This window comes from Ferdinandcohnia sp. GQ5, assembly GCF_059759275.1.
This window is the reverse complement of sequence record NZ_JCAXEW010000010.1, coordinates 72,468-98,650: the sequence shown is the minus strand read 5'-3', so window position 1 is coordinate 98,650 and position 26,183 is coordinate 72,468. Positions and strand designations below refer to the sequence as shown.

27 protein-coding genes and 1 other annotated feature are annotated in these 26,183 nt (G+C 37.9%); of the genes, 2 read left to right on the top strand and 25 right to left on the bottom strand.

The window, feature by feature from the left end:
• Positions 1 to 30: 30 nt before the first annotated feature.
• From AC6CHV_RS13720 to AC6CHV_RS13700, 5 genes are all read right to left on the bottom strand, one after another.
• On the bottom strand, positions 31 to 543 hold the full coding sequence (locus AC6CHV_RS13720; RefSeq protein ID WP_121447738.1) for an adenine phosphoribosyltransferase: 513 nt from the start codon (positions 541 to 543) through the stop codon (positions 31 to 33).
• Positions 543 to 2,897 carry a single-stranded-DNA-specific exonuclease RecJ gene (recJ, locus tag AC6CHV_RS13715; protein WP_498079056.1) on the bottom strand — a complete coding sequence of 785 codons (2,355 nt, stop codon included), beginning with the start codon at positions 2,895 to 2,897 and terminating at the stop codon, positions 543 to 545. Before recJ ends, AC6CHV_RS13720 begins: the two co-directional genes overlap by 1 nt.
• An 86-nt stretch (positions 2,898 to 2,983) precedes the next feature.
• On the bottom strand, positions 2,984 to 3,880 hold the full coding sequence (locus AC6CHV_RS13710; RefSeq protein WP_341330760.1) for a cation diffusion facilitator family transporter: 897 nt from the start codon (positions 3,878 to 3,880) through the stop codon (positions 2,984 to 2,986).
• 137 nt (positions 3,881 to 4,017) lie between these two features.
• A complete protein-coding gene (secDF, locus tag AC6CHV_RS13705; protein ID WP_498079055.1) occupies positions 4,018 to 6,264 on the bottom strand; it encodes a protein translocase subunit SecDF in 2,247 nt (748 codons plus the stop codon).
• A 277-nt stretch (positions 6,265 to 6,541) separates the two neighbouring features.
• Positions 6,542 to 6,823: a post-transcriptional regulator gene (locus tag AC6CHV_RS13700; RefSeq protein ID WP_341333516.1), complete on the bottom strand. Its 282-nt coding sequence runs from the start codon at positions 6,821 to 6,823 to the stop codon at positions 6,542 to 6,544.
• A gap of 272 nt (positions 6,824 to 7,095) precedes the next feature.
• Here AC6CHV_RS13700 and spoVB point away from each other — a divergent pair, with 272 nt between their 5' ends.
• On the top strand, positions 7,096 to 8,658 hold the full coding sequence (gene spoVB, locus AC6CHV_RS13695) for a stage V sporulation protein B (RefSeq protein WP_498079054.1): 1,563 nt from the start codon (positions 7,096 to 7,098) through the stop codon (positions 8,656 to 8,658).
• Between the two features lie 30 nt (positions 8,659 to 8,688).
• Here the strand turns inward: spoVB and AC6CHV_RS13690 are convergent, their stop codons facing one another.
• On the bottom strand, positions 8,689 to 9,354 hold the full coding sequence (locus tag AC6CHV_RS13690; protein ID WP_121447732.1) for a YetF domain-containing protein: 666 nt from the start codon (positions 9,352 to 9,354) through the stop codon (positions 8,689 to 8,691).
• A 207-nt stretch (positions 9,355 to 9,561) separates the two neighbouring features.
• Here AC6CHV_RS13690 and AC6CHV_RS13685 point away from each other — a divergent pair, with 207 nt between their 5' ends.
• Positions 9,562 to 9,945, top strand: coding sequence for a TIGR04086 family membrane protein (locus AC6CHV_RS13685; protein ID WP_121447731.1), 384 nt, complete (start codon positions 9,562 to 9,564; stop codon positions 9,943 to 9,945).
• Between the two features lie 49 nt (positions 9,946 to 9,994).
• Here the strand turns inward: AC6CHV_RS13685 and yajC are convergent, their stop codons facing one another.
• From yajC to AC6CHV_RS13590, 19 genes are all read right to left on the bottom strand, one after another.
• Positions 9,995 to 10,255 carry a preprotein translocase subunit YajC gene (yajC, locus tag AC6CHV_RS13680; protein WP_099352139.1) on the bottom strand — a complete coding sequence of 87 codons (261 nt, stop codon included), beginning with the start codon at positions 10,253 to 10,255 and terminating at the stop codon, positions 9,995 to 9,997.
• A 45-nt stretch (positions 10,256 to 10,300) separates the two neighbouring features.
• Positions 10,301 to 11,440, bottom strand: coding sequence for a tRNA guanosine(34) transglycosylase Tgt (gene tgt, locus AC6CHV_RS13675; protein WP_121447730.1), 1,140 nt, complete (start codon positions 11,438 to 11,440; stop codon positions 10,301 to 10,303).
• Positions 11,441 to 11,505: 65 nt separating this feature from the next.
• Positions 11,506 to 12,531, bottom strand: a complete 1,026-nt coding sequence (queA, locus tag AC6CHV_RS13670) for a tRNA preQ1(34) S-adenosylmethionine ribosyltransferase-isomerase QueA (RefSeq protein WP_440272238.1) — start codon at positions 12,529 to 12,531, stop codon at positions 11,506 to 11,508.
• Positions 12,532 to 12,557: 26 nt separating this feature from the next.
• A complete protein-coding gene (locus AC6CHV_RS13665) occupies positions 12,558 to 12,749 on the bottom strand; it encodes a DUF2905 domain-containing protein (protein ID WP_099352136.1) in 192 nt (63 codons plus the stop codon).
• A 194-nt stretch (positions 12,750 to 12,943) separates the two neighbouring features.
• Positions 12,944 to 13,945 (bottom strand): Holliday junction branch migration DNA helicase RuvB, encoded by a 1,002-nt coding sequence (gene ruvB / locus AC6CHV_RS13660; RefSeq protein ID WP_341330756.1) that lies wholly within the window; start codon positions 13,943 to 13,945, stop codon positions 12,944 to 12,946.
• 13 nt (positions 13,946 to 13,958) lie between these two features.
• On the bottom strand, positions 13,959 to 14,561 hold the full coding sequence (gene ruvA / locus AC6CHV_RS13655) for a Holliday junction branch migration protein RuvA (RefSeq protein ID WP_121447727.1): 603 nt from the start codon (positions 14,559 to 14,561) through the stop codon (positions 13,959 to 13,961).
• 110 nt (positions 14,562 to 14,671) lie between these two features.
• Positions 14,672 to 15,199: a BofC C-terminal domain-containing protein gene (locus AC6CHV_RS13650; RefSeq protein WP_341330755.1), complete on the bottom strand. Its 528-nt coding sequence runs from the start codon at positions 15,197 to 15,199 to the stop codon at positions 14,672 to 14,674.
• A gap of 177 nt (positions 15,200 to 15,376) precedes the next feature.
• On the bottom strand, positions 15,377 to 16,282 hold the full coding sequence (locus AC6CHV_RS13645) for a YhcN/YlaJ family sporulation lipoprotein (protein WP_341330754.1): 906 nt from the start codon (positions 16,280 to 16,282) through the stop codon (positions 15,377 to 15,379).
• A gap of 227 nt (positions 16,283 to 16,509) precedes the next feature.
• The gene (gene safA, locus AC6CHV_RS13640) at positions 16,510 to 17,943 is read right to left on the bottom strand and encodes a SafA/ExsA family spore coat assembly protein (RefSeq protein WP_498079053.1); all 1,434 of its coding nucleotides are present in this window, start codon (positions 17,941 to 17,943) and stop codon (positions 16,510 to 16,512) included.
• A 262-nt stretch (positions 17,944 to 18,205) separates the two neighbouring features.
• On the bottom strand, positions 18,206 to 19,060 hold the full coding sequence (gene pheA / locus AC6CHV_RS13635; protein WP_498079052.1) for a prephenate dehydratase: 855 nt from the start codon (positions 19,058 to 19,060) through the stop codon (positions 18,206 to 18,208).
• Positions 19,061 to 19,071: 11 nt separating this feature from the next.
• The gene (thrR, locus tag AC6CHV_RS13630) at positions 19,072 to 19,512 is read right to left on the bottom strand and encodes a transcriptional regulator ThrR (RefSeq protein ID WP_099362046.1); all 441 of its coding nucleotides are present in this window, start codon (positions 19,510 to 19,512) and stop codon (positions 19,072 to 19,074) included.
• Positions 19,513 to 19,554: 42 nt separating this feature from the next.
• Positions 19,555 to 20,841: a GTPase ObgE gene (gene obgE, locus AC6CHV_RS13625; RefSeq protein WP_498079051.1), complete on the bottom strand. Its 1,287-nt coding sequence runs from the start codon at positions 20,839 to 20,841 to the stop codon at positions 19,555 to 19,557.
• 33 nt (positions 20,842 to 20,874) lie between these two features.
• The gene (locus AC6CHV_RS13620) at positions 20,875 to 21,414 is read right to left on the bottom strand and encodes a Spo0B C-terminal domain-containing protein (protein WP_341330750.1); all 540 of its coding nucleotides are present in this window, start codon (positions 21,412 to 21,414) and stop codon (positions 20,875 to 20,877) included.
• Between the two features lie 431 nt (positions 21,415 to 21,845).
• Complete coding sequence (gene rpmA, locus AC6CHV_RS13615; RefSeq protein WP_309099782.1) at positions 21,846 to 22,139, bottom strand: 50S ribosomal protein L27; 294 nt, start codon at positions 22,137 to 22,139, stop codon at positions 21,846 to 21,848.
• A gap of 29 nt (positions 22,140 to 22,168) precedes the next feature.
• Positions 22,169 to 22,495: a ribosomal-processing cysteine protease Prp gene (locus AC6CHV_RS13610; protein WP_341330749.1), complete on the bottom strand. Its 327-nt coding sequence runs from the start codon at positions 22,493 to 22,495 to the stop codon at positions 22,169 to 22,171.
• 11 nt (positions 22,496 to 22,506) lie between these two features.
• Positions 22,507 to 22,815 carry a 50S ribosomal protein L21 gene (gene rplU, locus AC6CHV_RS13605; protein ID WP_010678279.1) on the bottom strand — a complete coding sequence of 103 codons (309 nt, stop codon included), beginning with the start codon at positions 22,813 to 22,815 and terminating at the stop codon, positions 22,507 to 22,509.
• Positions 22,816 to 22,831: 16 nt separating this feature from the next.
• Positions 22,832 to 22,911: a sequence feature (ribosomal protein L21 leader region), on the bottom strand.
• A 64-nt stretch (positions 22,912 to 22,975) separates the two neighbouring features.
• A complete protein-coding gene (locus tag AC6CHV_RS13600; protein WP_498079050.1) occupies positions 22,976 to 24,442 on the bottom strand; it encodes an Rne/Rng family ribonuclease in 1,467 nt (488 codons plus the stop codon).
• A 59-nt stretch (positions 24,443 to 24,501) separates the two neighbouring features.
• Entirely contained in the window at positions 24,502 to 25,368 is an 867-nt protein-coding gene (locus AC6CHV_RS13595; protein WP_498079049.1) for a site-2 protease family protein, read from the bottom strand.
• On the bottom strand, positions 25,361 to 26,140 hold the full coding sequence (locus AC6CHV_RS13590) for a peptidoglycan DD-metalloendopeptidase family protein (protein ID WP_440272245.1): 780 nt from the start codon (positions 26,138 to 26,140) through the stop codon (positions 25,361 to 25,363). Before AC6CHV_RS13590 ends, AC6CHV_RS13595 begins: the two co-directional genes overlap by 8 nt.
• Positions 26,141 to 26,183 lie beyond the last annotated feature (43 nt).

Genomic DNA, 26,183 nt, shown 5'->3' with positions numbered 1-26,183 from the left:
ACTCAATCTGAGCGCTTTTCAATTTACATCTTAATACTGCATAAGGGTTAATACATCATAACCATCGAGCTTGTCACGACCATCTAGGTAAGTAAGTTCGATAAGGAATGCGATTCCTGCAACAATACCACCAAGCTGTTCTACAAGTTTAATTGTTGCTTCGATTGTTCCACCAGTAGCTAATAAGTCATCTGTGATTAATACACGTTGACCCGGTTTAATAGCATCTTTATGGATTGTTAAAACATCTTTACCGTACTCAAGGCCATAATCCACTTTAATTACATCTCTAGGTAGTTTTCCTTCTTTTCTAACAGGAGCAAATCCTACACCATGTGAATAAGCGACTGGACACCCAATAATGAAACCACGAGCCTCTGGTCCAACAACAAGGTCAATTTCTTTTTCCCTAGCATATTTCACAATTAGGTCTGTAGCATATTTATACGCTTCACCGTCATTCATTAAAGGAGTAATATCCTTAAATTTAATTCCTGGCTTTGGATAATCGTCAACAATTTCAATATACTTTTTTAAATCCATTAATTAATTGCCTCCTCAAGCGAATGCGAACCTTTATTTATTGCATCAAACCATTGCTTTAATTGTTGATATGATGAATACAATAATTGCTTTTCCAATTCAATTCGTTTTGCTTTTAATTGGTATGTTCTCGATTCAGTCAAATCCCTTTTCTTAGCTTGATTTGATAATGAAATAAATCCATTGTCTATTTTAACAAAATCTAATTCAAAAAACACCTGTGACATAAAATCAATTGTTTCCGTTGACCATCCTCTATATTTTGCTAACTCGTGCGCATAGCGATTCATATCAAACGGACCTTTTTTTGCCAGAAATGCATAAAACCATTTAAAATGTTCCCGAGTCGGGATTGTACTGAAAAAATGATCCTGCTCATGGAAAAATAATGTATAAATCCGATTTGGAAAACTAGTATCAAACAGTACTTTTATCAATTCATCATCTTCTGGCAAGTCAAGAAGTACAACATGCTTTGAATCTAGTTGCAGCTCTGTCGCCTCTTCAAAGGAGGAAATTACCGTTACTTCATAATTAGACAGACCAAGTTTTTGAATAGTTTCCTGAGCAAATGAAACTAATCGGAGTTTATCATCTTTGATTTTTTCTAAATAGGATAAAAAATCACGCATCCCACGAATATCAAATAATTGCCACTCATGAACAGCTATATCCTGTAACATAATTTGAGGCTTTCTATTATTATTCCATTCATTAATAGATAATTCTCCTATAACGGAAACCTTCGATAGCGGTGAGATTCCGTCAACAGTATGTCCTAATCCAAATCCAACTCCATCTAAAGCTATTTGGTCTTCCTGAAGCACAATTTTTAAATGACTTTGATCAGACCCAATTCTTCGAAGCGAATTGATTTCAACATCATTGATTTGCACAGTGGGTTTTGGGTTTCCCATTCCAAATGGTGCTAATTTGTTCAACTCTAGTATAGTTTCAATCGAAACATCTTGTATATGGCAAACAGCATCTACAGCTGTGATAGGTTGAAAGTCTTCTGGTGTTAGGACCTCATCTGCAATTGTATTAAGACGATTTCTTAAGTCGGCCACATCTTCTACTTGTAGTGTCATTCCAGCTGCCATTGGATGCCCACCAAAATGCGGTAAAATATCACGACATGTTGATAGATTCTCGTATAGATTAAAACCTTCAATACTTCTTGCTGAGCCTTTTGCCAGACCTTTTTCAGAATCAATACTTAAGACAATTGTTGGCCGGTAGAAGCGGTCAACTAATCTAGAAGCAACAATTCCGATCACCCCAGGATTCCAGCCTTCCCTTGCAATGACTAATACTGAATTTGAAGAAGGTGGAAAGTTTTCCTCTACTTCTTGAATGGCCTCTTGAGTCATTTGATTGACTAATTGCTGCCTTTCTTTGTTCAGTTCATCGATTTCATCGGCTATATATGCTGCTTCTTCTAAATCATTTGTTAATAATAAATCAACTGCAGGATCTGCAGATTGCAATCGACCTACCGCGTTTATGCGTGGACCGATTGCAAATCCAACTGTTTCTTCAGAAATGTCACTGGATTCGATTTTGGCTTTTTTTAATAACGCTCTTAAACCTGGCCGTTTTGTATTTTGTAACGCCCTTATTCCCTTTTTTGCAAGGAGCCGATTCTCCCCAGTTAAAGGAACTAAATCAGCAATTGTTCCAATAACTGCTACATCTAATAATTCTGTAGGGACCTCTCCTCGTAAAGCATGAGCTACTTTAAATGCTACCCCAACTCCTGCCAATTCCTTAAACGGATACTGGCTATTCGGCTTTTTCGGATGGATAATCGCTGTTGCTACGGGTAACACGGGACCAACCTCATGGTGATCCGTAATGATTAAGTCAATACCTAATTCTTTTGCAACCTCTGCTTCATGAAGCGCAGATATACCTGTATCTACAGTAATAATAAGTGAGATTCCTTCCGATTTTGCCCAACGAAAAGCTGTTTCATTTGGTCCATAACCTTCCGTGAATCGATTAGGAATATAAAATTCAACATTGGCACCTTTTTCTTTTAAGGCAGTGACCATGACGGTCGTACTGCTCACACCGTCCGCATCATAATCACCAAACACTAAAATCTGTTCCTCATTTTTAATGGCCAAAGTAATTCTGTCAATAGCCTTATCCATTTGGTCCAATAAAAATGGATCGTGGAACTCAAGTAAATCTGGTTCTAAAAATTCACGTGCTTCCTGGACGGTTGTAATTCCTCTATTCACTAGTAGGGATGCTACTAGAGGTGTAACTTGCAGTTCATTAACTAGTAGATTTGCGTTAGCCTGGTTGTAATCATTTACTTTCCAACGAGTTTTAGATTGTAACAAAAGTTTCACCCCTTAACCATACTATTATATCGAAGCTTTGGGAGTGTTACAACGATTGACATTTTTTATATAGTAGGTTTCCATTTTCAGTCATCATCAGAGTATGGATTGATATGGATAAAAACGTTCTGGACCTCTGCATATTCCATCAGTTTTGCTTTTACCTTTTTCCCAACCTTATGTCCATCTTCAACAGTCATGTAAGGATCGACAGAAATTTTCAAATCAACAATAACATAATGTCCATGCTCGCGAGCATGGAGTTCCGTAATTTTTTTTACTTCTGGAACGGACAGAACCAATTCTCTATATTCAGTTGTATCTTCATCATGTAACACATGATCTAATGTATTGTGTATCGCTTCCGTTCCAAATTCCCAGGCCATTTTTACAATTAAAACAGCAACAACTAACCCCGCAACCGGGTCAGCATAAACAAGCCAGTCAATTCCTAAATAGCCACCAAGAATGGCTCCCACAATGCCCACAAGCGTCGCAATGGAAGCAAAGACGTCAGATCGGTCATCATATGCATTAATTATTAGTGCATCGCTCTTAATTTTTTTTCCGAGATTATATTTATAGCGAAACATGATTTCTTTAATGATGATGGAGAATAGGACAGCATAAATAGCCATCGTCTTTGGAACATCGATAGGCTTAAAAAAAGCCTCAATTGATGCTTTTCCGATTTCAAATCCGACTAGTGCCAGTAGTACAGCAACAATGATGGCCGAAACAGACTCTGCTTTACCATGACCATATGGATGATCTTCATCTGGTGGCCTTTTAGCAGCACGGACCCCAACGAAAACTGCAACAGACCCTGCCACATCAGATGCAGAATGGACCGCGTCTGCAATCAGCGCACGACTATTGGATTGTACCCCAATCACCCATTTTATAATCGCTAGAATGATATTCCCCACTACACCGATAATTATGGCTTTTTCTGCTTGTTTAAAACGATCGTTCTCTTTCAAAAAATCCTCATCCTTCCCATGTAAGTTTGAGAACAAAAATGCGCTTTTTTCATCTGCGCATACGCCATGCTTTTTAGTGTATCCATATTCAAAGAGAAAATAAAAAGTCGTGAAAATTCACGACTTTTACTAATATGTTATACCTGTTGTTCTGATTCAGACTGTGCTGGACGTTTTTTAGTAATTTGCTTTGTCTTCCATACTAACCATAATTGTGCTGCAATGAAAATAGATGAATACATACCAGCTACTAAACCAATTGTTAAGGCGAAAGAAAAATTGGTAATTGCCTGTCCACCTAATAATAATAAAGCAACACTTGTGAAGATAACAGTTATAGCAGTATTAACGGAACGTCCTAATGTTTGTCTTAATCCATTATTTACAATACTTGCAAGATCTTCATATGTTTTAACACGCTTTTTCTTCTTATAAAGTTCACGAATTCTATCGAACGTAACAATTGTATCATTTATAGAGTAACCAATAATGGTTAAAATAGCAGCGATAAATGTTACATCTACTTCAAGTCGTGTAACACTAAAGATAACAATCATAAAGAGAGCATCGTGGAATAGTGCAACAATTGCTGCAAGCCCCATTAACCACTCAAATCGGAATGCAACATAGATAATAATACCCGCCATCGCAATTAAGCTTGCGATAAAGGCATTTCTAGCTAATTCTTTTCCAACTGTTGGAGAGACTGTGCTAACGTTAGGGTCTGCCCCATACAGGTCATGGAAATGAGCTTTTACTTCGTTTACTTTATCTTTAGATAGCTCATCTGCAAAACGAGCCACACCAATGTCACTATTATCTCCTGAAATCAAGATTTCCTTAGCCTCTAGATCAAGCTTACTAAGTTCATCTGTGAACTCTTCTTGAGAGATTGGGTGGTCAGCGAGCACCTCCATACGGGTACCAGCAACAAAATCAATTCCGAGATTAAGCCTAAAGATTACCAATACTGCTATGCCCAAGATAACCATTACACCAGATGCTATAAAGAATTTATTTTTTTGTTTCGCAAAATCAAAACGATCAAATCGAGTTGGATAATTCCCTTCCTCATCGGCATCTGCTAAGTTTCGAATGTCACTTTGTTTAACGCCAAACCAGCTTGGTTTCTTATTTAGAAATTTACTATTTACCCATAGTCCAAGTAATAATCTGCTTCCATATACAGCAGTTATAAAGCTTAGCAAGATACTTACGATTAACATGGTAGCAAAGCCTTTTACAGCACTTGTCCCAAAAATAAATAGAACTACACCTGCTAAAAGAGTTGTAATATTTGCATCAAAAATTGTTAGGAATGAGTTTTTACTTCCTGAACGATACGCAGATAAGATAGATTTTCCGGACTTAATTTCTTCCTTTATTCTTTCATAGGTAATAATATTTGCATCGACGGCCATACCTACTCCAAGGATTAAGGCTGCAATGCCTGGTAGAGTAAGAACTGCATTCATCCAATCAAATACTAATAAGTTTAAATAAACAAAGATACTTAATGTAATAGCAGCAATCAGTCCAGGGAATCGGTAAAAAATAAGCATAAATAATAGCACTAAGAAAATACCAATTGCCCCTGCGAAAACAGTTTTGTCTAGAGCTTGCTCACCAAATTTTGCTCCAACAGATGTGGAATAGATTTCTTCTAAATCAACAGGTAGTGCCCCTGCATTTAACAAAGAAGCGAGTTCTTTTGCAGATTCAACTGTAAAGCTGCCTCCTTCTATTGAGACCGTCTTTCTATTGAATACTTCATTTACAGATGCTGCTGAAAGGTACTTTGGATTTGGCTTCTTACTTTCAGCCTCAAAGGAATCCACACCTTCTTCAAAATCCAACCATATCACCATTAAATTGTTTGGAGCTTGGTCAAGAACTTTTTGTGTAGCATTTTTTAGGTCATCTGAATTTTTAACGGTTAGAGAAACGGCTGGTTTTCCCATTTGGTCGAACGCCTGACTAGCACCATTTTGCGCTAGTTGTGAGCCGTCAAGTAAAACGTTATCGTTTACATCTCTGAAGGTTAGTTTTGCTTGTGTAGATAGGATGTCACGAACCTTTTGTTGGTCTTCAACACCCGCTAATTGCACACGAATGCGATCCTTACCTTCAATTTGAATATTTGGTTCATTTACCCCTAGTACGTTTACACGGTTATTTAAGGCATTCACCGTACTTACTAAGGCTTCCCTATCAATTACATCGCCTTTCTTAGCAGGTTGTACCTCATAAAGGATTTCAAAACCACCTTGAAGATCGAGTCCTAATTTAATATTTTTTGCGGTATCTGTACCGGTTACTCCGATTAATGCTCCAAAGAGAAGCACCAATACAAAAAACACCACAATGCGGCCTTTTTTAACCATAAGTATGTATATCCTCCTTTATATAAGAAAAGCGAAAGGTGCCCTGCCTATCGGTACAAGCATAAGACGAGCGCTTGCAGAAGGCGCACTTGCCTTCAAAAGCGATTGGCTTATGTCCACTGGCCGATGGAGCCAAGAGCTTGACAATTCTATTCTAGTAAAAAACCTAGCCTGTCCTTTAAGCCCTCCATCACAATTATGAAACAATGCGATTTTGATGTCAATTACAGCTTTTGTGAATATTAAACTACATCTAAATAATTTAAGGTTCTATGAATTATAGTAATTTTTCTAAAGCGGCTTTTCCTTCACCTTCAAACCAATTCGGTGCTTTAAAAGCCTCTACTGTTGCATAGTTCATATAATCTCCAACTTTTACTCCGAGAATATCACTGACAATTTGGTGCAATTGCTTTTCTTCTCTTTCTTTTCTCCATGTTTTACTTTTCATGAACTCCCACAGTTCTTCCTCTTTAACGCTGTCGTATCCATAAAGTACGAATTCTTCCAGCTTGCTCTTTAAAAATGGACGAACTGTTTCACGATACTTGTCATACATGTGATTCTCTGATTGACTCACTCATCATCTCTCCCATTTTTCAACTAACTAATCAAATGCGCCTTGGCGTATTTGTGCCTAGATTTTTTCGAGCTTGCTCGAAAAGATTCCTTTCAAAATCTGTGGCATCCGCCGGAGGCTTTAACTATATTCAGTATAAGTTTTGACCTCTACTGAATATAGTTAACAATACTTGTCATGCTTGGCCACCTACTTAGCATATAGTTAATTGTAAATGATATCACCTTTTTTGAGAAGGTAGGGAAAATGAATTGTCAAAGCAAACATTCCTTAAAGGTACGTTAATATTAATTATTGCAGGTCTCATTACTAGAATATTGGGGTTTATTAATAGAATTGTTGTCGCCCGTCTTATCGGTGAAGAAGGTGTAGGGCTGTATATGATGGCAATCCCTACATTTGTCCTCACCATTACATTAACCCAGATGGGACTTCCAGTGGCCATATCGAAATTAGTAGCTGAAGCAGAGGCACAGGGTGATAGAAGAAAAATTAAAAAAATCTTGGTTGTTTCCCTATCCATTACTGGGACATTAAGTATTATTTTTACACCTATGATGATTTTTCTTGCACCATTATTATCTGAGACGCTTCTAACCGATGAAAGGACATATTATCCTTTGTTAGCAATATCACCGATTGTCCCAATCGTAGCGATATCTTCTGTTCTCCGTGGTTATTTTCAAGGTCGTCAAAATATGAAGCCACCTGCCTATTCACAGGTAATTGAACAAGTCGTCAGAATTACCTTAGTGTATGTATTTACGAATGCGTTTTTACCAATGGGGATTGAATACGCTGCAGCAGGTGCAATGCTTTCTGCCGTTGTGGGAGAATTAATGTCACTCATTTATTTATTCTTTATGTTCAAACTGAAAAAACGAATCCGAATCCGGCAAAACTTTTTTAAATCAGCTAAGCACGGAAAGGAAACTTTCAATGATTTGACACGAATTGCGGTACCAACATTAGGCAGTAGAATGATTGGGTCGATTTCTTGGTTTTTTGAACCGATTGTCGTTGCCCAAAGCTTAGCCATTGCAGGCGTCGTAACACATATCGCGACCAGACAATACGGGGAGTTAACCGGTTTTGCATTACCACTACTTATGCTTCCTTCATTTATTACGACTTCACTTTCTACGGCACTTGTGCCTTCTATAAGTGAAGCAGCAGCAAAAAAGCAAACATTATTAATTGAATATCGTCTCAAACAGGCGTTACGATTATCTCTTGTTTCAGGTGGCTTAGCAATTGTTGTTTTATATGTGTTTGCTTCTCCAGTAATGGAGCTAATGTATGGGAATAGTAATTCAGCCATTTATATAAAAGTAATGGCTCCGTTTTTTATCTTTTATTACTTCCAAGGTCCACTTCAAGCAACCTTGCAGGCTCTTGATTTAGCCAAAGCTGCAATGATTAATAGTTTTATCGGTAATTTTATAAAAACTGGCGCAATTTTTATTCTAGCAACAAGACCTTCCCTTGGGATTATGGGGGCAGCTCTTGCTATTGTCATTGGAATGATGCTTGTAACCTTGCTGCACTTTTCAACAATTGTAAAAGTGATTTCCTATAGTTTTTATGTTAAGGACTATATAAAGAGTGGTATAACCATGGTTCTAGCAGGAATAGGTGGTCATTACTTTTATCAATTCTGTTTAACGGATGGTTCCCTTGCTATGAGAACACTGTCAGCAATTGGTGTTACATCATTCATTTATATTGTTTTATTATTTGTATTTAAGCTTTTAACAAAAGAGGAAGTTAAGAGAATTCCGTTTATTGGACCAAAGCTTGCAGCACTTTTGTAATTACTAAGCCAGAAGGTAACCCGACCGTGGTTACCTTTTTTCATCTTTTATATCTACATGCAGTTTTCCATGATGATAATTACAAATAGAAATTTTCTTAATATCACTATAACCTAATTTCTTCAACTCAGATCGGAGCCAAAATTCTGTCTTATTAATTTGTGTTAAATGTTCCACTTGTATTTCTCCATCAAGAACGACTGGTAAATCAATTGTATAGTCTGAGAAATCAGAAGGTTCATTTTTACTTTTTTCCAACACGGACAATTCTCCTGATGACTCAAGTATAGCAAATTCCACATCAGCTAAATTTTTTATGTTTTTTTCACGTAGTTGCATCATAAGATCATCATGATTATATCGTTGCTGTCTCATAGCATGTTCATCAATTTTACCCCTATTCACAATAACTGTTGGACGTCCATCGATGAGTTCTCTAAGTTTTTTACTTTTTAACGACAGCAGGGCTAGTAAGTATTGTATCCCCATTAGTAAAATCATTGGTATCAGTGAATGGAGTATTGGGTCTCTAGTACTCTCGATACCGATAACAGCCATCTCTGCAATCATCATAAAAACGACTAAATCGATAAGACTGAGTTCCCCAATTTCCCGTTTACCCATTAACCGAAAAATTGTTAACAAGATAACATAAAGTAAAATAGTCCTCCCTACAATGATGAGGTATTCTTCCAATGAAAGTCCCCCCTCTCAAATGGACCCTAATATATAAAACACATACTGCAACTTAGTGTGCTCAAATTCTCTTAAAACATTATTCGAATTTTTCCTGATATGTTAAATGGACAAGAAAAGTTTGTATTTTTTATTCTAATTCATTGTGATAGTGAATATGCTCGTACTAAGGGTTATCTGTATACATTTGAGGGGGAGAGAATCGATATGAGGAAAATGGGAGTTGCAATGGTTTATGGTGTGGTAGCAATTTTTTTAATTGTTATTGTATCTAGTTTACTAATCTCACTATTACTTCGATTTACTTCACTTCAGGAATCTTCAATGTCCTGGGTGATTTTAGGGGCTTCCTTCCTTGCTCTTTTCATCGGTGGTTTTGTTTCAGGTGGAAAAGGAAAGGAAAAAGGTTGGCTCATTGGTGGAGGCACAGGTATTTTATATTCTATCATTGTATTCATTGTTCAATTCTTAGGGTATGATGCTACATTCACTGCGGAACAAACAATGTATCATGTTGGTTTTTTAGCGGCAGCTGTAATTGGTGGAATTTTCGGTGTAAATATGACCACTCCTTCAAGAAGAGATGCTTAATAGAAAAACAAAAAAAGAGCGCCCGAGTCGCTCTTTTTTTTATGAAAAATTAGTCCTTGATGACATCACGTACTGCTTGTCTGTCATATGTAAGATTTGCATTTCCAGATTTAATAATAATCTTGTTTTCGTCAATTGCATCAACTGTTCCGTGTAAACCGCCTACAGTTACAACCTTATCCCCTTTTTGCAGGTTAGATTGCATATTAAGAGTAGCTTTTTGACGCTTTTGTTGTGGACGAATTAACAAGAAATAGAAAATCGCAAACATTAGAATCAAAGGACCAACTGTTCCTAAAATACCTTCCATTTATTTCACCTCCCGACTCTATCTTTTTTTTCATTTTTTCTTTAGTTAGAAGTTTTTCGCGTTCGGCTTATTAAAACCATATCGCTCAAAAAATTCTTCACGGAAGTCTCCAAGACGATCTTCGCGAATCGCTTGACGGACTTGCTCCATTAATTTTAACAGAAAATGAAGATTATGATAAGTAGTAAGTCTTATTCCGAATGTTTCACTTGTTTTTATTAAGTGTCTAATATAAGCACGGCTATAATTTTTGCATGTATAACAATCGCAATTTTCGTCCAACGGTCCAAAATCACGTGCATACTCCGCGTTTTTAACAACTAATCTTCCTTCGCTAGTCATAAGCGTTCCATTCCTAGCAATTCTAGTTGGTAGTACACAGTCAAACATATCAATGCCACGAATTGCTCCATCGATCAAGGAATCCGGCGAACCAACACCCATTAAATATCTAGGCTTATTCGTTGGTAAAAGTGGTGTTGTAAACTCGAGTACCCTGTTCATAACGTCTTTAGGCTCACCAACAGATAAGCCACCTACAGCATAGCCTGGGAAGTCTAGGGATACTAAATCCCTTGCACTTAGTTTACGAAGTTCCTCATATTCCCCTCCCTGAACAATACCAAATAGTCCCTGGTCATGTGGGCGACTATGTGCCTGTATGCATCTTTCAGCCCAACGACTGGTACGTTCAACAGATTTCTTCATATATTCAAAGCTAGCTGGATATGGTGGACACTCATCAAATGCCATCATAATATCTGAGCCAAGTGCATTTTGTATCTCCATTGCTTTTTCTGGTGACAAAAATAACTTATCTCCATTTAAATGATTACGGAAATGAACGCCTTCTTCTTTAATTTCTCTAAATTCACTTAAACTAAATACCTGAAATCCTCCCGAATCAGTGAGAATTGCTCGATCCCAGTTCATGAATTTATGCAAGCCACCCGCTTCTTTGATGATTTCATGGCCTGGTCTTAACCATAGATGGTAGGTATTACTTAGAATAATACCAGCACCCATCTCCTTAAGGTCTTCTGGTGACATTGTCTTTACCGTTGCAAGTGTTCCCACTGGCATGAAAGCAGGTGTTTCAAAAGAACCGTGCGGGGTATGTACAATTCCTAGTCTCGCACCTGTTTGCTTACAAGTCTTAATATGTTCGTATCTTATTGCTGTCACTTATATGTCTCCTTTATCGTGGGTGTGATAACTCACCACCCGAAATATCAAATTTGGACTGTGTCTTACTTAATTAGCATTGCATCTCCGAAGCTAAAGAATCGATACCGTTCTTTTACTGCTTCGTTATACGCATGAAGTATATTCTCGCGTCCGGCCAGTGCACTTACAAGCATAATCAGTGTTGACTTTGGAAGATGGAAGTTTGTTATAAGACCATCAATTGCCTCATACTGATATCCTGGGTATATAAATATATTCGTCCAACCGCTTGATTCAACGAATTTGCCATTGTTTTTCACAATCGTTTCAAGGGTTCTAGTTGAGGTAGTTCCCACAGAAATGATTTTACCGCCATTTCTTTTTACCTCATTTAGTAAATTAGCAGTTTCCTCTGTCATTTGATAAAATTCAGAATGCATATCATGATCTTCAATTGTGTCTGCGCTGACGGGACGAAATGTTCCTAACCCAACATGCAAGGTAATAAAAGCTGTATGTACTCCCTGATCACGGATTTGCTGTAAAAGTTCTTCTGTAAAATGCAGCCCAGCTGTAGGCGCTGCTGCTGAACCACGATGTTTTGCATACACTGTTTGATATCGTTCTTTGTCATCCAATTGCTCATGAATATAAGGGGGCAATGGCATCTCGCCTAAGGCTTCCAAAACTTCATAAAATATACCTTCATAATGAAAGTTCAACATTCTTCCACCGTGATCACCGATTGACGTACACGTTGCTTTTAATCGCCCATCACCAAAGGTTAACACAGTACCTTCTTTCACACGTTTTGCAGGCTTTACAAGAGTCTCCCAATTATCACCGTCTTTTTGTTTTAAAAGGAGTACTTCTACTTTTGCACCCGTGTCCTCTTTTACCCCATAAAGTCTTGCTGGCAACACACGTGTATCGTTTAAGACTAGGCAATCTCCTTTATTTAGATAAGATAGGATTGAACGAAAATGAGTATGAGTAATTGCCCCTGTCTCTTTGTCCACTACCATTAAGCGCGAAGCTTCTCGATTTTCCAGCGGTGTTTGTGCAATTAATTCCTCCGGTAAATCAAAATCAAATAATTCTACTTTCATATTTCCACCTAATTTCTACTGACTTTCTAACGAAACTTACCAAATACGTAAAAAATTAATGATAATACAATACTAATTACAATAGATGTAACGATTGGAAAATAAAATGTGGTATTTCCTTTTTTCACTACAATATCCCCAGGCAGTTTTCCTATAAAATGCATAATAAAACCGACTACTAATAGTAGAATCCCCATTATCATTAGCATTTTACCCATTTTAACTTTATTCACTCCTTATAAGGTATCGGAACGAAGGCATCTATTTGTTAGTCAATTTTCGTGTAGGAAAAAACTTAATTGAATAAAGTTAAAAAGCCTCCGGCGGATGCCACGATTTTTCAAAGGTAATTTTTCGAGCGAGCTCGAAAAAAATCGGGCGCATATACACCAAGGCGTATATGATTAGGTTATTACTCCTTTGGAACCTCAATTTGAAAATGTCGATATACTTGTTCAGTTACAATTCGACCACGCGGGGTTCGTTGCAAGAAACCAATTTGCAGAAGGTAAGGCTCATATACATCTTCAATCGTATGCGCCTCCTCGCCGATCGTTGCAGCAATCGTCTCGAGACCAACCGGACCACCTCGAAATTTCTCAATGATTCCTCTAAGTAATTTATGGTCAATATGATCAAGACCTAAACGGTCAACCTGTAGCAATTCTAGAGCAATATCTGCCATTTGTGTTGTAATGGTACCATTGCCACGTACCTGTGCGAAGTCTCTTACTCGTCTTAGTAAACGGTTCGCAATCCTTGGAGTCCCTCTTGATCGTCTCGCAATTTCTTTGGCTGCTTGTCCATCAATTTCTACTTCCAACAATTCAGCTGTTCTTGTTACAATACCAGCTAATTGATTTTCAGTGTAATATTCAAGTCGACTCAGCACCCCAAATCGATCCCTAAGAGGTGCAGATAATGAGCCAGCACGTGTTGTTGCTCCAACTAAAGTAAAGGGGGGTAAGTCAAGTCGAACAGAACGTGCCCCCGCTCCCTTACCAATCACGATATCCAAACAGAAATCCTCCATCGCAGGATATAAAACCTCCTCGATGGACCTTTGAAGGCGATGAATTTCGTCAATAAAAAGGACATCACCAGGTTCAAGTGCTGTCAAAATAGCCGCTAAATCCCCAGGCCTTTCTATAGCTGGCCCTGAGGTTGTCCGTATATTTACACCCATTTCATTTGCGATAATCGTAGCTAGCGTTGTTTTTCCAAGTCCTGGAGGTCCATATAATAATACATGGTCCAGGGTTTCTTGTCTCATTTTAGCTGCTTCAATAAATATCGATAAATTTGATTTTACCTTTTCTTGACCAATATATTGAGCTAAGGTTTGTGGTCTGAGGCTTTGCTCGATTGCTGACTCTTCGTAATTGGCACTACCTGAAACGATTCTGTCCTCCATCCAAGCATCCTCCTTATTTTAATAGCTTTTGTAAAGCCTTTTTAATATATTGATCCGTTGAGAGCTTTTCTTTTCTTAGCTCTGGCAACACTTTATTGATTTCTCTCTCCGCATAACCTAACACCTTAAGCGCTTCAACTGCTTCATCAATTTCTGTGTGACTCGTATTATCCACAAATTCATGATCTTCACTAAACAAATCGGGATGGAGCGTTGGCATAAGGTCATGGAGCTTTCCTTTAAGATCTAATATAATTTGTCGAGCTGTCTTTTTCCCTACACCTGGAAACTTGACAAGGAATTTTTCATCCTCGTTTTCAATCGCACGAATGACTTGTTCTGGTTCCCCCGAAGCCAAAATCGCGAGTCCTCCCTTTGGACCAATCCCTGTAACATTTAAGAGTTTCAAAAATAAAGCACGCTCTTCACGTGTCTTAAAGCCATAAAGTGCTAATATATCTTCTCTTACATGCTGATATGTATAAACAATTTCCTTATTATTTTTTTTAAAAATAAACGGATTTGGTGTAAGAATTTGGTAGCCCACTCCATTATTTTCGATAACGATATATTCCGGATTTATGTAGTCAACCGTCCCTTTAATAAATTCAATCAAACTTATTCTCTCCCCTACTTTGCTGTACCCCATTTTATCATATTCGTCAAAAAAAGACTAAAAATAAAAGAGAGACTAGAAGGGGTCTAGTCTCTCAAAAATGTTTTATATCAAGGGGAGGATGTATAAGTTTTGTAGGTTTCAATGACATTAATATACTCATCTTTAGTCCCTATTTTGATTCCCTTTTTTAGTAAATCATGTTGATAACTTTCAAGCTTCTCAACGTCGATCTGAAAGAATGATTGGATAACCTTTTCTGATTCATCTGGTTTTCCATTAAAGATAGATAAAATTCCATCTTCCGTTATACCAAAATAGCCATTTGTTTTAAGCAAAGGTGAAATATCGTCTATTCGTTGTTGAAAAACAACTTGAGTATCATCTTGATGGACTAGGTTCCAGTCCTCATACTGTGCCCAAAAATCTTCCATTGATAGGATTGTTTCTTTTATTATTTCTTCACTTACCTCGCCGTCTACATAAACACGTTCAAGAATAACAGTGACCTCTAATGGACCGGTTACCTCTTGAACAGAATTATTATGTTCTTCTTTTAACTCGGCATTAATTCCAGAAAAGCTAGGCAATATAAAAACAATCGTTAGACAAACGATTACTTTTACAATCATTCTCATTTTGGCATCACCTCTTACAATTAGTTGCCAACTCTTATTTACACTTGTATATGACCGTCCCACACAAATTAGTTTGACCATTATTAACAAGAATATCCAATGTTTTTTGAAAAAATATTCCATAAAAAAAGGATGTCCCAAAGGACACCCAATTAAATATGCAATATGCAGGTTACGTTAACCCCTATTATGATTTGTGAATGGCTCACGAATAGCATCGCCAATGTTGTCAAAAAGGTCTTTTATGTCAGCATCAATTGTCTCACGTCTATTCCCGTTACGTATATCATTATCGATATCACGTACTCGTGTAAAAGTACCTTCATCTGTCACAACATTGACATTACGTTTTCCAACTAATGGCTGTACAGCCCTTTCTACAGCGTCTTGGACATTATTACGATTTGAATTATCGTTCGTATCAACAGCAACTAAAACATTATCGTCTGTTACGATGACACGAGCATCATCAACATTTTTTACCTTTGAAGCACGTTCGGAAATTTTTCGAACTAAATTTCCGTTGTCATTGTAATATCCATATGTTTGTACTCTATGGTTATTGTCATTGAGATGGCTGTGATAGTTAGTATCGGAATGTCCATGTCCATTATCTCTAATTGTATTTGGGTTACCATCATTAAAAGGGTTAACTGTTCGACCATTACGGTTATTCATGATACCATTTCGACGTTGTTCGTCGCGATAATTCATGATCCCAGGACGATTTTTTCTTGTTTTATCATTGTTATTTACCATACCGGTTCTGTCATCGTTATTCCTGTTGTTCATGATGCCAGTGCGATTATTTCTGTCATTTCGATTGTTCATAATACCGGTACGGTCATTCCTGTTATTCCCTGTGCGATCCATAATTTCTGTTAATGGACCATCATTGTCACGAAGACGGTTTCCATTTCCATCTTCATTATTTCGATTATTTTCATTCGAGTAATAACCGATTGGTCTAGCATTATCATTATAATCCTTGTTTGGACCCGCCCCTTGATTATCTGTATTACACGCCGTTAGACCACCAAGTAATAATGCTGCAGTCGAAACTGTATAGAGTATCTTCCTCAATACAATAACCCCCTTTGACCTTTTGAACATATCTACATGTTCACCTTTAGGTTGGCTTATTCAAAGGGGGATTATTTCTGTTAGTTTTTTGCAGGTTGTTTAAATCTTGGACAGATAAGTCTGTTTTATTCTTTTTACATTATTAGAATTTATCTTTTATATAAAGACTAAAAAAAATACAAGGACGAAAATGTATGATTTATTCGTCCTTCTTTATATGTTTATGATTAGTCGTCTAAGTCATCATCAACATCTGGCATGTTAAACATAGGGTTAAATGGCATTTGCTGATTTGGATTCATTCCAAACGGTGCACCCTGATATCCCGGGAATCCACCACCTTGGAACTGAGGTTGAAATGGTGGTTGGAATTGTCCTTGAAATCCTGGTTGCCCCATCATTGGGTAGCCTTGTTGCGGGAATCCTGCAAATGGTGGTTTCGGTCCACCACAGCCACAATCTTTTTTATTATAAAATTGTGATGGCATCATTTGTGGATTCATTGGTCCAGCAAAACCTGGTCCTGGATTGTTAGCCATCGCTGGACTTACGGCTTGTGGTGCAACTTGCATTGGCATATTTGGTCCGAAGCCAGCAGGTCCAGGGAAACCTCCATTAAATCCGTAACCCGGCATTACTGGAGTAACTGGTACACATGGCCCCATTGGAAACGGCGGTGCCTGCATTGGTGCCATTTGTGGCATTACATGTACATCTTCAAATTCATCTTCTACACCTGCGACCATTTGAGGCATTTGTGCTTGCATAATATTAAAATTGTTAATATCGATTTCAAATGGATGTTGCGGTTGCATTTGTACTGGTGGCATTTGTACTGGTGCCATTTGAACAGGTAGCATTTCTTCTTTTACTTCCTCTTTTACCCCTTCTGTTCGAGGGAATCCTCCCATCGGATTAAATGGCCCTTGTTGTGGTGGGAAGCCTCCCTGAAACCCTGGTACATAATTAAAGCCATACCCAGGCATAACTGGCGTAATTGGTACACAATTATTAAACATAGCTGGCTGTTGTAACGGCATTTGTGGCATTTGCTGCATTTGTGGCATTTGCGGCATTTCTGCTTCAAAATCCTCTTCTGGTCCAAAATCTTCTTCCGGCGCCATCATTCCAGGTAGAATATTGGTTGGTGGTGTTGGAATTTGTGGCATCCCCATTTCCATTAGATTAAAATTATTTATATCGATTTCTAGTGGCTGATATTGCGGCATTTGTGGTGGCGGTGCAACTGGCATCTGTGGTTGAGCAATTGGCATCTGCGGCATCACAAAAATCTGAGGCATTTGTGGCATTTGAGGAATATATGGTCCAGTCTCAACGCCCTTTACTTCCTCTTCAACCTCTGGTACCTCCTCTTCAAAATCCATTACAGGAAAAGGTTGTGGTGCAATTTCAGCAAATGGATGCTGAATCTGTTCCTCTTTCGGTGCTACATTAATCTGAGCCTCTTTTTTAGCACCACCAATTTGAGCTTCTTTTTTTACATGAACAGTTCCGGTTGGCACCTTAATTTTCATACCAGGCATAATCATATCGGGATTACTTAACTGAGTATTGACAGCTTTTAGTTCTTGGAAGTCGACCCCATATTTTTTTGCAATTTCCCATAAGGTGTCGCCTTTTTGAACGATATGGATCTTCACGCGATTTTCCCCTCCTATACATAAGTCAATACATACTATGTCAAAATAGGCAAATTGCCACTATTTCTCATCACAACTTATGCATAGGCTTCACAAATTATGTACAGCATGAGGGCTGGTCAAGCATAAAAAGTCTGTAAAAATCAAATACACCTTGGAGTATTTGTCGTCCGATTTCTTTCGATTCGAAAAATGGATCATAGCATCCGCTGGAGAATTAACTACAACTAAATAAAGTTAAAGACTCGACGAATTGCCGAGTCTAAATACGATAATATGGATAACTTCCTAAAACAGTCACTCCGCTCCCTAGGGCTTCTAATTCTGCAATTGCACTTGGGATTAAAATTTCATCCATTCTTTGTTCAATATCAATTAAAAATAAATAATTACCAAGACCAGTTTTCATAGGTCTTGATTCGATTTTAGACAAATTTAACTTTCTCCAGGCAAAAACGGACAATACCTGATGTAATGCCCCGGCTTGATCGGAAGGCAATGTAACCATCAAGGTTGTTTTATCTCCTGTATTTTCCTTAGTTAAATCTAAATCTAACATTTCTTTATGTAAAACAACAAATCGTGTATGGTTATTATCAAAATCATGAATGTCATGTTTTACAATCGATAAACCATATTCCTTTGCCGCAAATGAGTTTGCAATAGCTGCATGATTCTGATCTGGATGCTCACTTACAAATTTAGCGGCTGCACCCGTTGAACTTGTTTCAATGGGCTGTATATTTGGAAAATGGTTATATAAAAATTTATGGCACTGCGCGATTGCATGTGGGTGTGAATAGATGCCTTGTACATCTTCCCAATTGTTTGTATTGTTGGGATGCACCATTAAATGCTGTTTGATTGGAATTATCACTTCACCAATAATTTTAAGTTGTTTTACATGAATTAGATAATCAATTGTTAAATTAACCGTTCCTTCAATCGTATTTTCAATTGGAACGACAGCCACATCCACTTCCCCATTTTCTACTGCATCAATACATGCAGGGATTGTTCGATATGGTTTGTTTTCCTTACCGGGAAACAAGGCCGCAACCGCTTGTGCTGTGAATGTTGCATTCGGTCCTAAAAACCCGACATTAGTAATGTTCATCGATTTTCCCCCTATGCTCCTGTTCCAAGAATTTCAACTTTATCTACAAATTCAAGTTTACGAAGTCTAGCTAGGAGGTCAGTTACTTCACCATGCATACCAGATGTGTTTAATGAGAGTGTTACATTCGCTTTTCCCCTAAGCGGAATTGTTTGGTGGATTGTTAATACATTACAACCAGTATCTGCTACAGTTCTTAATAATTGAGAAAGGGTACCAGACCGGTCCTCCAGATGAAAAAACAATGAAATGATTTTTTCCTTAACAGTCGTATGAAAAGGGAATACAGTGTCTTTATATTTGTAATATGCACTTCTACTTAAGTCAACTTTCTGTGTTGCTTCTGCAATAGATTGTGCTTCTCCACTGTCTAATAGTTCCTTTGCATCCAATGTTTTACGAACTGCTTCTGGAAGTACATCCTCACGAACAAGATAGAATTTGCCATCCATGTAAGCTACTCCCCCCTACTTACCTTCTTTTAAACATGTTATTTATTCTATAAATTCAAATTCATATTCAAGCAATTTTACGATATCCCCGTGTTTTGCACCTTTTTCACGTAATGCATCGTCGATTCCCATACCACGCAATTGGCGGGCGAATCGTTTTACTGACTCATCTCTTGTAAAATCAGTCATCTTAAAGAGTTTTTCGACTCGTTCTCCAGAAATTACAAAAGAGCCGTCACTTTCACGCGAAATAACAAAATCTACTTCTTCTTTTTCGTGACGATACATCACGCGGTGATTGCTCGTATCTTCCTCGACCTCTAGCGGAAATTCTGGAGTCGTTTCAAGTAAATCTGCAATCGTGAATAACAAGTCGCGAAGACCTTGTCTCGTTATTGCCGAAATTGGAAAAATTTTCACATCATCCTGGAGCTTCTCTTTGAATGCTTTTAAATTTTCTTCAGCTTCAGGTATATCCATTTTATTTGCGACCACCACTTGTGGACGTTCAGTTAAACGAAGATTATATTCCTTTAATTCTTGATTAATAGTGAGATAATCCTCATAAGGATTGCGTCCTTCCATTGCTGACATATCAATTACATGAACAATGACTCTTGTTCGTTCAATATGTCTCAAAAATTGATGTCCCAGTCCGACGCCTTGGTGTGCTCCCTCAATTAAACCAGGAAGGTCAGCCATCACAAAGCTGCGTCCATCTTCTGTTTCAACAACACCAAGATTTGGTACAATCGTTGTAAAATGGTACTCTGCAATTTTTGGTTTTGCAGCAGAAACAACTGATAATAGAGTAGACTTTCCTACACTTGGAAAACCAACTAGACCTACATCAGCTAAAACCTTAAGTTCAAGTTTTACATAACGTTCCTGTCCTGGCTCACCATTTTCAGCAATTTCTGGTGCAGGATTTGCTGGTGTTGCAAATCGAGAGTTTCCTCTTCCACCACGACCACCTTTAGCGATAACTGCTCTTTGGCCATGCTGTGTTAAATCTGCAATAACCACACCTGTATCATCATCTGTTACGACTGTGCCAGGGGGAACCTTAACAACCATAGGCTCTGCGTTCTTTCCGTGCTGATTCTTAGACATTCCATGTTCCCCACGTTTTGCTTTAAAGTGGCGTTGGTATCGGAAGTCCATTAAGGTTCTTAAACCTTCTTCAACTTCAAAAATGACGTCCGCGCCTTTTCCACCATCTCCACCTGCAGGACCACCCATTGGAACATATTTCTCACGACGATAAGCAACCATTCCGTTACCACCGTCTCCACCTTTTACATACACTTTGACTTGATCAACAAACATCTCTTACCTCCGGTTATTTATGCACCTAAATTTTCATGCAATATGTATTGTTATACTTACTTCTTTATTATGTACTTTATACTCAGTTATTTGCGGGAATTGTTCTGATTTGCTTATTCTAGTTAACCAATTTGTAAGGTATTCCCTATCTTTTAGTATTCCACTAAAATCGAAAAAGAATCGAGTTTCCTCTAACGAACAGTCTATAGTAAGGGATAAATGATTTTCTCCCATTTCATCTACCGCTTCTTCCAGTATCGCAAAAAATTGCGAACACCATTCTGTTAGTTTTGAATCGTAGTTTGATAAATTTCGAATATCACCGACAACATCATAGTCAAATTGATATTTATGAGGCTCCCAATTTAAGGTCATGATAAGTGCAGCAAAAGTTGGAATTTGTAAATTTGTAAGATGTGTTTCATTTTGAGCATCTATAACAATTTCTTCAATTATCGTATTAACCCGATCAATTTTATTTAGTGCGATGTTCCCTTTGATTAGCTGTATTTTATTTAACCAATCGTGACGTGTATGTTTTAAAACTTCAATCGTACTCCAATTTTTATTCATGTCATTTCCCCTAAAATTCAATGTGTCAATAGACAACATTTAGATTTCGAATCTTGTCTAAAAATTATATCAAACCTTGGAAAATAACACTACATTCTACAATCAGGATTATTTCAATAAATACAAAAAAGAGGTTGAAAAGGACCGCTTCGACAAAAACGCCACGGCTTCATGTCTTGTCGACACTAGCACATCCTGTGCGTCGAAAGTTCAAGGCGGCGCAGCTTTGAGGACCGGAGCAAGGCAACTGCTTGAGTTAACATCCTTGCAGCCCTGCGCTGAGGAATTAACTTCTTGAATAAACTAGTAGACGCAAGCGCATAAACTTGTTGTTCTCGATGTTCGCTGGAGCAATGACCGCAGAAGTTCGAAGTGTCATTTTCATCCTCCAAAAAATAAAACTCTAACCTTAAGGTTAGAGTTTTACACGATTACGCTTCTTGCGCAGCTGGGTATACACTTACTTGTTTGCGGTCACGGCCTACACGCTCAAATTTAACAACTCCGTCAACTTTTGCGAATAGAGTGTCGTCACCACCACGGCCAACGTTTACTCCTGGGTAAATTTTAGTACCACGTTGACGGTATAAAATTGATCCACCAGTTACGAATTGACCGTCAGCACGTTTTGCACCAAGACGTTTCGCGATTGAATCACGACCGTTTTTAGTACTACCTACCCCTTTTTTAGAAGCGAAGAATTGAAGGTCTAATCTTACGAACATTATTGTCCACCTCCTATTAATGAAGTTTTTTATGATTGAATTTTCATATATTGTCCATAATCAAGTTCAATCGTTTGTAAGGATACAAGCATTCCCTCTAGAAGAAGCTGCACCTTTTCCCTCGTTGCCTCATCCTCGAGTTGAGGAATTTGACAGCGGAGGAATCCATTTTTTTCTTGTTCCAATATCGGCTCTACTTTACAGAGAGCATATATGGAATTAATGGCACCAAAAGCAACTGCTGAGGCACCTGCACAAACGATATCCTTTCCAGGAACATCATATTCGGCATGTCCACTCATTGTAAACGAGTCGATTCTACCAGAACTATTACGGTTAATAGTTACTTTTATCATGATAGAAAGCCTTATGCGTTGATTTTTTCGATTGTAACTTTAGTGTAAGGTTGACGATGACCTTGTTTTTTACGGTAGTTCTTTTTAGCCTTGTATTTGAAAACAATGATCTTCTTAGCGCGACCTTGCTTTTCAACTTTAGCTGTAACAGTTGCACCTTCAACAGTTGGGCTGCCAACTTTTACGTTTTCGCCACCTACGAATAAAACTTTGTCAAAAGTAACTGTTCCACCTTGTTCTACGTCAAGCTTTTCAACATAGATTTCTTGGCCTTCTTGAACTTTGATTTGCTTACCGCCAGTTTCAATAATTGCGTACATATTTGCACCTCCTAATAGTATGACTAAGACTCGCCAATACACAGGCGCTCCATTGATGGAAACTTAACTACCTGGAATGAGCGGTTGTAGCAGTGGGTGCTACAAACAATAACATGAAAATATTATCACAAAGACAAGTTGGAGTCAATCATTTCTTATATTAGGATTGATTATTTAGCCTTCCTTCCACTTCATCAATGGATCCTGTATGTCTAATTAAATAGTTATGTCGGGGGGAAGCTATTTCAGTTACATAAATACGAAAAGACAGGGCTTCTTCCAAACGTTTCTTATGATTCATGTTTTCTCCGAGCAGTACTTGTTTTACTTCTGCGGTTGTTTCAACCCAAATCGCATCGTGGTCCATGCCTTTATATTCCCATAATTCACGCTCAAGTTTGAAAGCAATCGTCTCGGCAGAGTCTACCCGTCCTGTGCCTGAACAAGTTGGACAACACGTCTGCAATATTCCTGAAAGATCTTGCCTGGTTTTCTTCCGTGTTAGCTCGAGAATACCTAGAGAAGTAAAGCCATGAATAGTGATCCGATTTCGATCTTCCTTCGCTACAGAACGTAAGGCTTGGATGACTTTTTGGCGATCATCATTATGCTTCATATCAATAAAATCAACCAAGACAATACCACTAATATCTCTAAGCCTTAATTGAGAAGCAATTTCTTTTGCTGCTGCGATATTTGTTTTAAACACCGTATCTCGCAAATTTTCTTTTCCTTGAAACTTTCCAGTATTCACATCAATTATTGTTAAAGCCTCTGTCTGCTCAATTAATAAGTACGCCCCATTATCTAGCCATACAATATGCTTAAGTGCTTTTTCAATTTCCCGTTCTATTCCGTAAGAAGAAAAAATGTTTTCTTTTCCACGATAAAAAGAGACTTTTTCACCTAATAGGGCTTTTATCTGTTTATATTCTTGCGCATCATCAATTACGATTTCCTTAATATGTTCAAGCTGATGATCAAGTAAAATTTTAGCAACAAGATTATTGGCATCAAATAAAAGACTTGGAGGCTTAAGTTGTTTTTGCTTTTCAATTAATGAGTTGAAACGACTTCTTTGAAATTCAAGCTCATTTAGAATGATTGATTCATCCTTGTTTTCACAAGCAGTCCGGATAATGAGACCTTCAGAGTTGTCAAGATGTGTTTTTCCAAAGTTACGCCATCTTTCCCTTTCTTGTTCCTCTTTCATTTTCCTCGAAACGGCTACATAATTCCCAAACGGCGAATAGACAAGGGAAGTTCCAGGAAACTCTATAAGTCCAGTTAGTTTGGGGCCCTTTCGCTCTGTCCCTTCTTTCGTAACTTGAACAATGATTTCCTCACCTTGTCTAATAAAATGAGCTATACTTTTATCTTTTTCACTTTGGGGTGAAAGATGGTAGGACGCAAGCTGCTCTCGTCCGATATAGCCGTTTCTGCCTATACCAATATCTACAAAAGCTGCCTGCATACCTGGAAGAACGTCTATCACTCGACCCTTATATACATTTCCAACGATTTCTTTATGTGTAGGTTGCTGGATATTCAACTCTAGAACTTTATGATCCTCTACTACCGCTACGCGCTTTTCACTTGTCTTAACATTTATTATAATTGTCTTCAAACTCTTGATCCTCGCTTTAACATTTCACTCTACCTTATAATGTACCTCATTTGGAAATGTCAATACAAGTAGAGAAGCTCACCGACAGGTTGGGTAATTTTTTTATCATTAAAATAGGCATATAGCAGCTCATTTTCATCAAGAGGCTGTTGGTTTTCTCCGTCCTTTCTAATGACAATGGGGTGCTTACAACCTCGTTGAAACATCGAGAGTACGGAATACACCATTTCAGTTTCGTCCACAACGAGTGGCTTCAATTTCGTAAAGGTGTCCTGCTTACCGTAATAGCGTTCCAGTAAGAATCTCATGAAGACATAATGCCGTTTCTTCCATTCCATGATAATCGAAAAGAATAGGAAGGATAAAATCACCCAGAGATTTAGATTGTTTGGGCTATAGAATAACATTCCTATTAAGATTAGCCCTGCTACCATGCAGGATACGATAAGCATCCGTTTATGTGCCTCAAAAAAAGAATGCTTATAAGAAAAAAACAAATATAGTAATTTCCCTCCATCTAATGGCCAAATTGGAAGAAGATTAAAGACTAGAATGACCACGTTATGGTACAGAAACAAATCAAACGTTTTTGGAGATATGACTGAACCCAAAAACAGGCAATACGCAACACCCACTAACCAAATATGTTGCAGTGGACCTGCTAAAATCACGAGGAGTTCTTCCTTTAAAGGACGATTCCCATGTTCATCCATCTCTGCCACTCCACCAAATGGTAGGAGCTGAATCTTCTTAATTCTCCATGAAAAAAAATGGGCACATGCAGCATGTCCCATCTCGTGGACCAATATGATTAAAAACAGCATCAATAGTTCTCTAAAATGTGCAGTAACAACCGCAATTGCGACGATAAGCCAAAGTAGAGGATGTATTTCTATTTTTCTTAGAAGTTTTACGTAATTATTCAAATTTTATCACCTGTATCGGGTCAATAAATGTTTCACCTTGCTTTATTGCAAAATAATACGATCCTTTGTTCTCGCCTTCAGGGTCTTGAACCTTTCCAACCTCTTGTCCTGTCTCTACATAATCATATAGTTTTACATTTACTGATCCTAAATTTCCATACCAAGTTTCAGTGCCATCGCTATGTTGAATCACCACAGTTTTGCCTAGATCCCCTTTAACTGCAACTTCTGTCACATTTCCTGCATTCATTGCCTCTACTACCTTGCTGTCAGTTTCAACTATAATACCTTGACCATTTGCTTCAAAAGTCTCGGTCACTGTTCCAGCTGCAGGAAGGGCATATTTACCGGGTTCAGGTGTATCAACTTTGTCTTTGTTTTGATTAATAGGAATTAAAGCAAGTGGACTACCAAAAGTATCTTTATACCATTCAGTTACAGCTGCAAATTGAAATTCAGTTTCCATTGTACTAGATACAAAATGCCGGACCTTTTCAAAATTTGGCGACTGATTTTTAAATATAATTCCAATTGACAACACAAGAATGGCTGAAAGAAGTACCTTAAATAAAAAAACTTCTTTTCGGAAGAGTGGATGGCCTCCATCTCCAGGTCCACCCCCATCGAAAGATGCGTATGTACTGCCTCCAAACCGTTCTTCATCATTTGCTAAAAAGGGGGAAACAGTCTTATGGTGATTAGTGGGGCTCGGGTATCTGGAACGCTTTCTCTTCGCAATCCGCCTTCTAATTTCATTCGCTCGATTACTCATATATTCACATCATCCCTTGTCCATATTATTTGTACAAGTTTAT